General features: G+C 58.0%; 11 protein-coding genes. 4 read left to right on the top strand and 7 right to left on the bottom strand.

Features of this window, described 5'->3' with window-relative positions:
• Positions 1-73 precede the first annotated feature (73 nt).
• The gene (locus tag ACKPCU_RS13260; protein ID WP_321347358.1) at positions 74-2,086 is read right to left on the bottom strand and encodes a S9 family peptidase; all 2,013 of its coding nucleotides are present in this window, start codon (positions 2,084-2,086) and stop codon (positions 74-76) included.
• A gap of 55 nt (positions 2,087-2,141) precedes the next feature.
• On the opposite strand from ACKPCU_RS13260, the gene ACKPCU_RS13255 reads away from it, so the two are divergent.
• Entirely contained in the window at positions 2,142-2,531 is a 390-nt protein-coding gene (locus ACKPCU_RS13255) for an MFS transporter (RefSeq protein WP_321347356.1), read from the top strand.
• Between the two features lie 8 nt (positions 2,532-2,539).
• Here the strand turns inward: ACKPCU_RS13255 and ACKPCU_RS13250 are convergent, their stop codons facing one another.
• The 4 genes from ACKPCU_RS13250 to cysK all read right to left on the bottom strand — a co-directional run bounded on the left by ACKPCU_RS13250 (position 2,540) and on the right by cysK (position 6,655).
• Complete coding sequence (locus ACKPCU_RS13250) at positions 2,540-3,121, bottom strand: TetR/AcrR family transcriptional regulator (RefSeq protein WP_104739555.1); 582 nt, start codon at positions 3,119-3,121, stop codon at positions 2,540-2,542.
• Between the two features lie 236 nt (positions 3,122-3,357).
• Positions 3,358-3,564 carry a cold-shock protein gene (locus tag ACKPCU_RS13245; RefSeq protein WP_083727464.1) on the bottom strand — a complete coding sequence of 69 codons (207 nt, stop codon included), beginning with the start codon at positions 3,562-3,564 and terminating at the stop codon, positions 3,358-3,360.
• Positions 3,565-3,847: 283 nt separating this feature from the next.
• Entirely contained in the window at positions 3,848-5,566 is a 1,719-nt protein-coding gene (aceK, locus tag ACKPCU_RS13240) for a bifunctional isocitrate dehydrogenase kinase/phosphatase (RefSeq protein ID WP_321347351.1), read from the bottom strand.
• A 114-nt stretch (positions 5,567-5,680) separates the two neighbouring features.
• Positions 5,681-6,655: a cysteine synthase A gene (cysK, locus tag ACKPCU_RS13235; RefSeq protein ID WP_104739553.1), complete on the bottom strand. Its 975-nt coding sequence runs from the start codon at positions 6,653-6,655 to the stop codon at positions 5,681-5,683.
• Between the two features lie 282 nt (positions 6,656-6,937).
• On the opposite strand from cysK, the gene ACKPCU_RS13230 reads away from it, so the two are divergent.
• Both ACKPCU_RS13230 and ACKPCU_RS13225 read left to right on the top strand, forming a co-directional pair.
• Positions 6,938-7,783 carry an AAA family ATPase gene (locus tag ACKPCU_RS13230; RefSeq protein ID WP_321347347.1) on the top strand — a complete coding sequence of 282 codons (846 nt, stop codon included), beginning with the start codon at positions 6,938-6,940 and terminating at the stop codon, positions 7,781-7,783.
• 109 nt (positions 7,784-7,892) lie between these two features.
• Positions 7,893-9,071, top strand: a complete 1,179-nt coding sequence (locus tag ACKPCU_RS13225) for a vWA domain-containing protein (protein WP_104739551.1) — start codon at positions 7,893-7,895, stop codon at positions 9,069-9,071.
• A 331-nt stretch (positions 9,072-9,402) separates the two neighbouring features.
• On the opposite strand, the gene ACKPCU_RS13220 is transcribed toward ACKPCU_RS13225, so the two are convergent.
• Positions 9,403-9,873: a MaoC/PaaZ C-terminal domain-containing protein gene (locus ACKPCU_RS13220; protein ID WP_321347344.1), complete on the bottom strand. Its 471-nt coding sequence runs from the start codon at positions 9,871-9,873 to the stop codon at positions 9,403-9,405.
• The gene (locus ACKPCU_RS13215; protein ID WP_321347343.1) at positions 9,860-10,816 is read right to left on the bottom strand and encodes an alpha/beta hydrolase; all 957 of its coding nucleotides are present in this window, start codon (positions 10,814-10,816) and stop codon (positions 9,860-9,862) included. Before ACKPCU_RS13215 ends, ACKPCU_RS13220 begins: the two co-directional genes overlap by 14 nt.
• Before the next feature lie 236 nt (positions 10,817-11,052).
• Between ACKPCU_RS13215 and ACKPCU_RS13210 the strand changes: the two genes are divergently transcribed.
• Positions 11,053-12,738, top strand: coding sequence for a long-chain-fatty-acid--CoA ligase (locus ACKPCU_RS13210; RefSeq protein WP_321347341.1), 1,686 nt, complete (start codon positions 11,053-11,055; stop codon positions 12,736-12,738).
• The last annotated feature ends 142 nt before the right edge of the window (positions 12,739-12,880 follow it).

Below are 12,880 nucleotides of genomic sequence, written 5' to 3'. Positions count from 1 at the left end.
GTCTGAGCGAAAAAAACCGCCGCACCCGCAAGGGCCGGCGGTTTTTTTATGCCGATGACTCGATGGTTCCGGCTCAGACGGTCAGCAGGAAGGTGTATTCCTCGGCAATATCGCGCATGGCTTGGTAGCGGCCGCTGGCACCGCCGTGCCCGGCACTCATCTGCGTTCGCAGCAGCAGTGGTTCGAAGTTGGTGCGCGTGGCCCGCAGTCGTGCGACCCACTTCGCGGCCTCCCAGTATTGCACCCGCACGTCGTGATAGCCGGCGGTCACAAAGAGAGCAGGGTAGGCTTGTGCGCGTACGTTCTCATAGGGGGCGTAGCCCTTGATGCGCTCGGCAACCTCAGGCTCGTTCGGATCTCCCCACTCTTCATATTCACCGATGGTCAGTGGCAGCTCCGGGTTATTCATGGTGTTCCAGACATCCACAAACGGCACATCCGCGACGGCTGCATGGAACAGCTCCGGGCGCTGATTGATTACGTTACCGATCAGCAGGCCGCCAGCGCTGCCGCCGGTGATGACCAGCTGGCTCGGGTCGGTCTTGCCCTGTTGAATCAAGTGCTCGGCGCAATGAATGAAATCGCTGAACGTATTGTCCTTGTGCTCCAGCTTGCCTTGCTGGTACCAGTGCTCGCCCATTTCCGCGCCACCTCGAACGTGCGCAATCGCGAAGCGCCAGCCACGCTCCAGCAGTGACAGACGGGCATGAGAGAACCAGGGGTCCATTGATGCACCGTAGGCACCATAACCGTAAAGGTATAGTGGGCCTGGGCCGCTTGTGTCATGGCGTTCAATCAGGCTGATCGGTACACGAGCGCCGTCCCCGGCAATCGCCCACAGGCGCTGGACTCGGTATTCCTCCGGAGCGAAGTGGCCCTCGACCGGTGTTTGCTTCAGAACATGCTGCTCGCCGGTCGCAAGGGTGAGGGCACGCACTTCGGCTGGGCGGTTGAGCGACTCGTAACGCAGGCGGACCTGGGGGCTGTGATACTCCTCACCCGCTTGCACGTGCAGGCTGTACACCGCATCGGGCATTTGCACTTGATAGGCGTCAGCACCGTCCGGCAGCACCTCCAGCTGAGTCAGGCCGGCGTTGCGGTATTGCAGAATCAGTGCACAACGTTGCACGTCGACGTCTTCGAGGGTACGTTCGGGGTCAGCGCTGCGCAGCACTTGCCAGTGCTGTTCCCCGAATGAGCCTGGTTGGCACAGGAACAAAGCAAAATTCTCTCCGGCACGGTTACTGCGGATAATGAAGCCCTGTTCGCCATGATCCGCGTCGTACTCATGACCGCTGCGGCGGGGTGCCAGGCAGCGCAATTCTACTGTTGGTTCGTCGGCGGGCAGATAATGACATTCGCTGGTGTTTTTGCTGTTGCTGGACAGACAGATGTATCGATCCGAGCTGGAGCGGTAAACCGACAGATAAAACAGCGCATCGCTCTCGTCGAATACCTTAGTCGGTTCCTGGTCTCGACGCAGGCGCCAGAGGTGCGCCGGGCGGGAGCTGTCATCCAGGCTAATGGCAAACAGGGTTTGATTGTCGTTGGCCCAGCAGAGACTGCCGCTGGCATCAGCCAGTGGCAGCTCATACTCTTCGCCGTCCACCAGCGAGCAGACGAACAGGCGATAGACCTCGTTGCCCTGGGTATCCAGGCTGTAGGCGAGCCAGTTCTGGTCTGGGCTGACACTGAAGTCGCCAAGCTCGAGAAAGTCCTCGTCGTTGGCCAGTTGATTAAGGTCCAGTAGCAGCTGTTCGGTCTGGATATCGATGTCCAGGCTGGTGGCGGTTTGACGGCGGCAACGGTAGTAGCGCGGGTACTCGGCTCCAGCTTCGGTGCGCTGATAGTAGAGCCAGTCGTCTTTGGGGCTTGGCAGGCCGAGGTCAGTTTCCCTTATGCGGCCGCGGATCTCCTGAAACAGCTGCTCACGCAATGCCTCATGGGGTGCCATCCAGTGATCGGTATGGCTGTTTTCTGCCTGCAGGTAGCTGATGACATCAGGGCTGTCGCGCTGCTCGAGCCAGTGGTATGGGTCGGTGCCGGGCTCGCGACGTGCAGTGGGTTGGTTGTGTTCAGGACTCATGGGCTAAAAACCGTTATCATGGCGCGGTTGATTTTGATCGGACGGATAGCAGGCAATGTTCAACGAAGCAGAGTATCAGACAGTCTGGTGGATTTACCTGGCAACGGCCGCTGGCTGCTGGTTGGTCTGGTGGAAAATGACTGCGCTGACGCGATGGTGGTTCATTCGTGAGCCGTTGTGTCTGGCCATGGGGGTGCTGCTGTTCACGCCGGTTGCAGTGGAGGCAGATGGCAGCTGGATGGCTCCGGCGCTACTTATCTACCTGCTCGATACCTTTCTTTCCACGGGCGAAAATCAGGCGCGCGCGCTGGGTGAGCTCGGCATGATGATGTCGCTGGCGTTTACCTGCTACGTTCCGATTGCGCTGGTGCGTGTTGCAGTACAACGCTGGTGGCGCCGGCGTCATCCCCCGGAGGAAGAAGAGCCGGCCGCAGCTGACGCCTGAGCCGAGTGCTACTCGCCCGTTTTGGCTTCGTACATCATGCGCGCAAGGCGCATGATCTGCTCTTGGAATTCAGTGCGCTGAGCGTCGGTCATCGGGCACATGTTTAGTTGCTCAAACAGGCGGTAGCCACGCACGGAGAAAAACAGGATGGCTGCCTGGGCTAGTCCGAGCGGGGATTGCTCCAGAATGTCGAACAGGCCTTGCACGTTGTCTGAGCTGGTTTGCAGCAGCGCGGGGTTGCTGGCAGCCGCGGCAAAAATAGCAGAGTCCAGGTTTTTCTCTTCGCTTGATTCGCTCATGTTGCTGAGCAACAGTGCCTTCAATTCGCGCATGGGCTCGTCGGGCAGTACGCTTTCATAGGCACCCCAGCGTACGCGGAAACGCTCAAGACGATACTCAATCATGGCGCTCAACAGTGCTTCACGGTCTGGAAACATGTTCTGCAGTGTGGCTTCATCGATCTTGCTGCGTTCGCTGAGGCTGGCGAAGGTCAGTTGCGATGCGCCCAGCTCACTGACGATGGCTTCTGCGGCGCGAAAGATGATCACTCTGAGTGCATCCGGGTTTTGACTGCTGACCGTGGTTTCCACTGGTAACCCCCTGTGAATTGCGTTCCTGCTCGCGACCGATTGTGGCTCGGGCGAGGGTAAAACGAGGCTGTTAGACGTGTTGCATCCGCGGGATACCCCGGGCAACAGCAGGGGTGTCGGATGACTTATATGCCGCATAGGGTACGCGGTCAGGGCGGCGGAGGCGAGTAGTTTTTAGCATTCCGCAGGCAACAAAAAACCCGGCCTGAGCCGGGTTTTTCTATTCAGTTATCGGATTAACCGATGATCTGAATGTTTGCAGCCTGCTTGCCTTTCGGACCAGTGGTCACGTCAAAAGACACTTTCTGGTTCTCAGCCAGGGACTTGAAGCCCTGAACCTTGATCTCGGAGAAGTGAGCGAACAGGTCGTCTCCACCGCCATCCGGAGTGATGAAACCAAAACCTTTAGTGTCGTTGAACCACTTAACTGTACCAGTTGCCATTTCAGCTAATTCCTATCAAATTGAAATACTTGAGCTTGCACTCAATTAAAGCGTGGGAATCAAAGATCACGAGAATGACAAACTTACGTACTGAAAAGTGCGCTTGCAGCCTACAACTCTATCTCTTGAAAACCTACGCGCTCACTCTGCGCCTTTCAGTGGGACAAGTCAAGAGCTCAACCAGACCCCTTCAAGGCGCGAATAAACGAAATTGAGTATACGACAGATTCAGGAAATGGCACGTCTTTCAAGAATTTTTTTCAAAACGCTGGAAATGCCCGTTTTACGCGCTTTCAGCCGCGCGTCGATAGGGGTAGACGTCCAGCACCTGACCGGCGCGAATTTGCTCCTGCAGGCCTTGCCAGTAGCTCGCCTCGAACAGGTCGCCGTGCAACCGCGAGAACAGGCGACGCTGATGCATGTCGGCAAATAGGAAGACGGGAAACTCTTCTGGGAATACATCGTTTGGCGATACCGAGTACCAAGGCTCCGAGGCCATTTCCTGCTCAGGATAAAGCGCTTCGGGGATTACCCGAAAGTTAACTTCGGTCAAATAGCTGATTTCATCGTAATCATAAAAAACGACACGGCCGTGGCGGGTAACACCAAAATTTTTCAATAACATGTCGCCAGGGAAAATATTCGCTGCGGCCAGTTCCTTGATGGCCTTGCCGTAATCCAGCAGGGCGTCGTAGGTTTGCTGCTCACTGGCATTTTCCAGATAGATGTTGAGCGGAGTCATGCGGCGCTCGGTCCAGCAATGACGAATCAGGATGGTGTCGCCTTCCTCTATGACCGTGGACGGGGCAACCTCCAGCAGTTCTTGCAGGCACTCCGGGTCAAAGCGATCACGCGGGAAACGGAAGTCGGCGAACTCCTGGGTGTCGGCCATGCGGCCCACCCGGTCGTGGCGTTTAACCAGACGGTATTTTTCAATGACCGTTGTGCGGTCGATGTTCTTGGATGGGGCGAAGCGATCCTTGATGATCTTGAATACGGTGTTGAAGCGGGGCAGGGTAAACACGCTCATGACCATGCCGCGTACGCCGGGCGCCATGATGAAGCGGTCGTCCGAGTGGGTCAGGTGAGCAATTAGCGAGCGGTAGAACTCGGATTTGCCCTGTTTGTAGAAGCCGATGGCGGTGTACAGCTCGGCCAGGTGCTTACCGGGTATCAGGCGTTTGATAAAGGCGATCAATTCACTGGGTACGGCGCACTCGACCATGAAGTAGGAGCGGGTGAAGGAGAAAATGATCGATACATCGGACTCGTCGGTAATAACGGTGTCGACGCTGATGCCCTGGTGTTCGCGGTTGACCAGTGGTAGTACGAAGGGCCACTGTTCCTGTTGGCTGATCAGGCGGCCGACCAAGTATGCTCCTTTATTACGGTAGAACACGCTTTGCACCATCTCAGCGGTCAAGCCACGATCCATCTGCGCCCAGTCGGGCAGCCCCTGCTGCAGCTGGTTAACGATCATATCCACATCGCGGGTCATGTCCTCCCAGGGGACGTCGAAGCTGTACTCGCTGAGAATCTGGTGGGCCAGACCCTGCAGCGAGCCTTCCGAGATAAACCCGCGGGTCAGCGAAATGCGTGACGGCGGGCGGGTAACCGGTCGGGTGCTGTGGACGAACATGGTGTCGTCACTGATTTGATCGTGTTGGTGCAGGCTGCAGAACACTGAGTTGAACCAGGTTTCGGCCAGCTCGTCGTCGAAGCGCTGATCAATCAGGGCGATGTAGGACTGGCGAATATCGGGCCAGACGGCGACATCGCGAACCTGGTCGCCAAGGGGCGCTGATGACGCCAGTTGGTCTGCCGTTTCCTGCACCTGCTCCTCGTAGGCATTGATCCGCAGCGTTGAGGCTTCCTGGATGTCATTCCAGCGGGCCTGTTCGAAGCGCGCGCGCGCGCCTGCGGTCAGGTCGCGGAAGATGCGACGGTAGCGGTCAAAGCCGGAAAGAATCTGCTGAGCAATCTGATCGGAAGCATAGGACATGAATAGCGCCTGCGGGGTAGGGAGCGAATGCTCGCAGCATAGCCAGTCATGAGGGTGCGGGGAAGGGTGTGTTGCGATCTGCCGCACCGAAGACCGGTGCGGCGATGGGGTGAATTACTGCACGGTTTCCTGGTCGGTAAACAGGTCGGTGAACAGCATGGTGGAGAGATAGCGCTCGCCAGAGTCGGGCAGGATGACGACGATGGTCTTACCCTGCATGCCAGGCTCTTCGGCAACCCGGCAGGCGGCAGCCATGGCCGCACCGCAGGAAATACCAACCAGAATGCCTTCCTCGCGCATCAGACGCAGGGCCATGTCCTTGGCTTCTTCGTCGGTGACCTGCTCGACCCGGTCAACCATGCCGAGGTCAAGGTTGGCAGGCACAAAGCCGGCACCGATGCCCTGGATTTTGTGCGGGCTGGGCTTGACCTCGTCGCCTTGCAGGGTCTGGGTAATAACCGGAGAGCTGGAGGGTTCCACCGCGATGGAGGTGATCTTTTTTCCGCAGGTCAGCTTGATGTAGCGGGAAATGCCGGTAATGGTGCCGCCGGTGCCGACACCGGAAACCAGCACGTCAATGCTACCGTCAGTGTCGTTCCAGATCTCTGGCCCGGTGGTCTTCTCGTGAATGGCCGGGTTGGCCGGGTTCTCGAACTGTTGCAGCAAGATATACTGCTCCGGGTGCTTGGTTGCCAGCTCCTGCGCCTTCTCGATGGCGCCTTTCATGCCCTTGGCTGGTTCGGTCAGTACCAGCTCGGCGCCCAGTGCCTTAAGTACCTTGCGCCGCTCCAGACTCATTGATGCCGGCATGGTCAGTACCAGCTTGTAACCGCGGGCGGCAGCAACGAACGCCAGCCCGATACCGGTATTGCCCGAGGTCGGCTCGACGATGGTCATGCCCGGCTTCAGGCGGCCGCTGGATTCTGCGTCCCAGATCATGCTCGCGCCAATACGGCATTTGACCGAATAGGCCGGGTTGCGGCCTTCGATCTTGGCCAAAATAGTCACGCCTTTGGGGCCAAGGCGATTGATACGAACCAGCGGCGTGTTGCCGATGGCCTGGGAGTTGTCTGCGAAGATGCGGCTCATGGCACGACTCCTTGTTGATAGGTGCAGCAGGGCAGGGGTAATCAAGCCAATCAGCCTATGCCGGGCGCTTACGCCCGTCAATGCGCTGCTTGACGCCCTCGGGCCTGATTGCTGCCCGTGATAATGGAAATCTCGCCGCCAATAATGAAGCGGTATCAGTCTGCCTTTGGTTGTGCCATGTCGCGTTTACAGTGAAAATCGTCGCAAGTTATAGTGCTCGATCATTTTTTCGTGCAATGCCTGGTCTTTACTACACCGGGCTCCGGCCCAAGGAACACTCAGATGAAGTTCGAAGGTACTCAGTCCTACGTCGCCACCGACGACCTTAAACTGGCGGTGAATGCTGCCATTACCCTGGAGCGCCCGCTGCTGATCAAGGGTGAACCGGGCACGGGTAAAACCATGCTGGCCGAGCAATTGGCCGAGTCCATGGGCGCCAAGCTGATTACCTGGCACATCAAGTCCACCACCAAGGCGCATCAGGGCCTGTATGAGTACGACGCGGTCAGCCGCCTGCGCGACTCTCAGCTGGGCGTCGACAAGGTTCACGACGTTGCCAACTACATCAAGAAGGGCAAGCTGTGGGAGGCGTTTGAGTCCGAAGAACGCGCCATTCTGCTGATCGACGAAATCGACAAGGCCGATATCGAGTTTCCGAACGACCTGCTACAGGAACTCGACAAGATGGAGTTCTACGTTTACGAGACCAACCAGACCATCAAGGCCAAGCAGCGCCCGATCATCATCATTACCTCCAACAACGAGAAAGAGCTGCCGGACGCCTTCCTGCGTCGCTGCTTCTTCCACTACATTGCCTTCCCTGATCGCGAGACCATGAAGAAGATTGTGGACGTGCACTTCCCGAAAATCGAAAGCGCACTGCTGTCCGAAGCCATGGACATTTTCTTCGATGTGCGCAAGGTGCCGGGTATCAAGAAGAAGCCGTCTACCTCCGAGCTGGTTGACTGGCTGAAGCTGCTGATGGCTGATCAGATTCCTGAGGCAGTGCTGCGTGACCGTGATCCGACCAAGGCGATTCCGCCGCTGTATGGCGCGCTGGTCAAGAACGAGCAGGATGTCCAATTGCTGGAACGCCTGGCCTTTATGACGCGTCGCCAGAACCGCTAGCAGGCGGTTGAAAGTCCAACTGCGCAGCGGGTGCGGCATGTCTGTCCGGCTATGAGCCTGAGGCGCGCCGCCTCGCCTGCTTTTCAACAACCTGCACAGGGGGTGCCCGATGTTACTGGGCCTGTTCAATGAAATGCGGGCAGCGAAAGTACCGGTGTCGGTACGCGAGCTGCTCGACCTGATCAATGCGCTGAAACACCACGTGGTGTTCGCCGATATGGACGAGTTTTACTATCTGGCGCGCACGGTCATGGTCAAGGACGAGCGGCACTTCGACAAGTTTGACCGTGCCTTCGGTGCCTATTTCAAGGGGCTGGAAAACCTCGACCAACTGATTGAGGCAATGATTCCGGATGATTGGCTGCGTAAGGAATTCGAGCGCATGCTGACTGACGAAGAAAAGGCCAAGATCCAGACCCTCGGTGGTCTCGACAAGCTGATCGAGGAGTTCAAAAAGCGCCTCGAAGAGCAGAAAGAGCGCCATGAGGGCGGCAACAAGTGGGTCGGTACCGGGGGCACCAGTCCCTTTGGTTCCGGCGGCTTCAATCCCGAGGGTATTCGTGTCGGCGACGCGGGCAAACGCCAGGGCAAGGCGGTCAAGGTCTGGGATCAGCGCGAGTACAAGAACCTGGATGATCAGATCGAGCTGGGTACGCGCAATATCAAGGTCGCTTTGCGCCGGCTGCGCAAGTTTGCGCGCCAGGGCGCTGCGGACGAGCTGGATATCGACGGCACCATTGATCACACCGCCAAGGATGCGGGTCTGCTGAACATTCAGATGCGCCCGGAGCGGCGTAACGCGGTCAAGCTGTTGCTGTTGTTTGATATTGGCGGCTCGATGGACGCGCACATCAAGGTGTGCGAAGAGCTGTTCTCCGCCTGCCGTACCGAGTTCAAGCACCTGGAGTATTACTACTTCCACAACTGCGTCTACGAGTCGGTGTGGAAGAACAACATGCGACGCACCAGCGAGCGCACCTCGACGCTGGACCTGCTGCACAAGTACGGTCCGGACTACAAGGTGGTGTTTGTCGGTGACGCGGCCATGGCGCCCTACGAAATCACCCAGCCGGGCGGCAGCGTAGAGCACTGGAACGAAGAGGCGGGCTACGTCTGGATTCAGCGCTTCATGGAAAAGTACAAGAAGCTCATCTGGATTAACCCGTACCCGAAGGATGCCTGGGAATACACCTCATCAACCAAGCTGATTCGCGAGCTGGTCGAGGATAAGATGTACCCCTTGACCCTTCAGGGTCTGGAAGACGGGATGAAGTACCTCAGCAAGTAGGCGGCGGCTTCGCCGCCGCAGTTGCAAGCCCAGACAGCAGCCGCAAGCTGAAAGCTATAAGCCTCAATCAGTCCCTGCAGGGGGCGCTTGAGGCTGAGGACCGTAGGGCGGAGTAAGCGCAGCGTCTTCGCCGCTTTTATCCCGCTAGCTGTTGCTTACGGACTTCTGTGGGCTTGCTGCTTAAGACGCGGAGACGCCGTTGGTTTTCTCCGCCCTACAGTGCTGATCTCCTGCGTTCTACCCGCAAAACAAAACCCGGCACAGTGCCGGGTTTGTTTTTAGCTTGCAGCTTGAGGCTTACCGCTTGTAGCTGCGGCTAAGCCGCAGTCGCTCAGCCCAACTGCACCGCTGGAGCCTGCGGGCGGTCGATGCTGACCTTCTCAGTCGGCGCCATCACGGTGGCGACACCATCCACAACCTGCTTGCCATCCTGATTGATCACGCGGGTGGCGATCTTTACGCGGTTCTTCGGCAGCTTTTCCAGCACTTCCAGCTCGATGGTGATGTTGTCACCCAGGCGCACCGGACGCAGGAAGCTCAGCTCCTGGCCGATGTAGATGCTGCCCGGTCCCGGCAGTTCGCAGGCGATTGCCGCCGAGATCAGTGCGCCGGAGAACATGCCGTGGGCGATGCGGCCCTTGAACGGCGTGGCTGCGGCAAATTCCTCGTCAAGGTGAACCGGATTGACGTCTCCGGAAACCGCGGCGAACAGTAGCAGATCATTTTCCTGTACCTGATGGGCAAGGCTGGCTTTGTCGCCAACATTGAGTTCGTCGTAGATGCGGTTTTCAAGCTTCTGCATGGCTGCTGCTCCGTTGCGGTAGGGTGGTCAGGCGCGAGTCCAGCCAGTCAAGCAGGTCGGAGATGACCTCATCCCGATTGGTTTCATTGAAGGCTTCGTGGCGAGCGCCCGGGTAAAGCCGCAATTCTACCTGCGATAGTCCGGCAGCGCGCAAGCGTTGTTGCAGTTTGGCCAAACCGCCACCGGCGCTGACCGGGTCGCTGTCTCCACCCAGAATCAGAACCGGCAGATTGGCGCGAATACTACTCAGTCGAGCCGGGCTGGCGATGTGCGTCAGCGCAGCAAACAGGCATTGCCAGTATTGACCGCTCAGTACGAATCCGCACAACGGGTCGGCGACGTACAGATCCACCTGCTGCGGATCGCGGCTAAGCCAGTCAAACTCGGTTCGGACGTCGCCGAAGGCGCGATTGAAACGACCAAAGGACAGGGTGTTCATTGTGCTGGCGGGCGCGTCGGGGCCGCGCAGCAGGCTTTCCAGCCGGGCGAGTTGTCGACCGATCCGGCATAGCGCTGCGGGGTTGGCGTTGCTGCCGCTGAGTACCGCAATGTCGATCTGGTCCGAGTGCTCTAGCAGTAGGCTCTGAACCACAAAGGTACCCATGCTGTGTCCGAGCAGAATCAGTGGAAGTGTCGGTGCTGCCTGACGTGCGTGTTCGATCACCAGCAGTAGGTCGGCGACCAGCGAGTTCCAGTCGGCACCGTCGGCGAGCTGTCCGCGCGGCTGGTCGGGGGTGCTGGTGCCGTGACCTCGTAGGTCCAGTGCCCAGACATTCAGGCCGACGGCGTTCATCTGCTCGGCCAGGTTCTGGTAGCGAGCGCCGTGTTCGGCCATGCCGTGGCAAATGACTACATTGGCACGGGGCAGGGTTCTAGAGGGCCAGTGGTGCAGGTTCAGGCTGGCGCCGTCGGTAGCAGAGAGTGTCAGTGATGTGTACGGCATTGTCGGTGGGCCCTGTCGTTGTTGTTATTGTTGTTGGCTGCGGTCTTGCAAGCTTGAGCTGGAGGCGGGGTATTCACAAACCAAATGAAACACTCCAGCATTTTGTATTTACGCTCAGCCCTGTTAGTTTTGAGCCACTTTAACAGCAGCACTCTGAGCTTCAATGCTCAATCGAAGCCAATGAATGGCGTCGCCTAATATAAGAAACTGCACCACCGGGGAATAGGAGAGTAACAATGGAAGCGTCCTTCTGGGCTGATAAGCGGCCGGCAGGGATTCCCAACGATATCGACCTGACTGAGTACAGCTCGATTATTGATGTGTTTGATCAGGCCTGTGTGAAGCACGCTAAGCTTTCCGCGTTCAGCAACATGGGTGTCACCCTGACTTACGCTGACCTGGATCGCCTGTCTGCTGCGTTTGCCAGCTACCTCCAGCAGCACACCTCGTTGCAGCCGGGCGACCGTATCGCGGTGCAGATGCCTAACGTGCTGCAGTTTCCGATTGCCGTATTCGGTGCCATTCGCGCCGGCCTGGTGGTCGTCAATACCAACCCGATGTATACCGCACGGGAAATGCGTCACCAGTTTCAAGATTCCGGCGCCAAGGCCTTGATCTACATGAATATGTTCGGTCATCTGGTGCAGGAAGTGCTGCCCGATACCGGGATCAAGTACCTGTTTGAAGCCCGTATGGGTGACATGCTGCCCGGAATGAAAGGCACGCTGGTCAACGCAGCGGTCAAGTACGTTAAGAAGCTGATCCCCGATTATTCGCTGCCGCAGGCGGTGCCGTTCAAAACGGCGCTCAAGCGTGGCAAGGGGCAACGTCCCAAGGCAGTGGTTCGTACCCTCGACGATGTGGCTGTATTGCAATACACCGGTGGTACCACTGGCGTGGCCAAGGGCGCGATGCTGACCCACGGCAACCTGGTGGCGAACATGCAGCAGGTGTATGCCAACATGCAGCAGCTCGACAGCAACGGCCAGAAGATCAACGGCGAAGCCGGTGAGGTCATCATCGCGCCGTTGCCGCTATACCACATCTTCGCGTTTACCGTTAACTGCATGTGCATGATGATCGCCGGCCACCACAACGTGCTGATCACCAACCCGCGTGATATCCCGGGCTTTGTTGCCGAACTCAAGAAGTGGCAATTCTCCTCGATTGTCGGGTTGAACACGCTGTTTGTAGCGCTGATGGACCATCCTGAGTTTGAAAAACTGGATTTTTCGCGTCTGAAGAGCACCGGCTCCGGTGGCACTGCGCTGGTTAAGGCCACTGCCGAACGCTGGCAGAAGAAAACCGGCTGCCTGATTGGCGAAGGGTACGGTCTGACCGAGTGCTCTCCGGTGGTGACCTCCAGCCCGGGCGACGGTTTGGCGCGTCTTGGCTCCGTGGGCCTGCCGGCGCCCGGCACTGCGCTGAAAGTGATCGATGAGGACGGTAATGAACTCGGTATCGGTGAGCGCGGCGAGCTGTGCGTGAAAGGGCCACAGGTGATGAAAGGCTACTGGAATCGTCCGGAAGCGACCGAGGAGGTGCTCGACGCCGACGGTTGGTTCCGCACCGGTGACGTTGCAATCATCGATGAAGATGGGTTTGTATCAATTGTTGACCGGATTAAGGATCTGATCATCGTCTCCGGCTTTAACGTGTACCCGAATGAGATCGAAGACGTGGTCGCGGCGCACCCGAAGGTTGCCAACGTGGCCGCTATCGGAGTGGAGGACGAGAAGTCCGGTGAGGCGGTCAAGTTGTTCGTGGTTGCCAGCGACCAGAGCCTCACAATTGATGAGCTCAAGGCTTATTGCCGCGCCAACTTCACTGGTTACAAGGTTCCGAAACACTACGAACTGCGTGATGCGCTGCCGATGTCTGCGGTTGGCAAGATTCTGCGTCGCGAGCTGCGCGACCAGTGATCAAAAGCCTTTCAGGGTGACCCGCCAGTCACCCTGAAAGGCCTTCAAAGTCAAGCCACAAGCGCTCTGGATACGATTTCAGGGTGCTGGTCTGCCTGTACAAAAGCTGCTAGTCTTCGGGCTCTTTGGCCCCTCGGATGCG

The organism is Halopseudomonas oceani (assembly GCF_963677335.1).
GTDB classification, from domain to species: Bacteria; Pseudomonadota; Gammaproteobacteria; order Pseudomonadales; family Pseudomonadaceae; genus Halopseudomonas; species Halopseudomonas oceani.
Note: the sequence above shows the minus strand (reverse complement) of the source record. Positions and strands in the feature narration are given on the sequence as shown.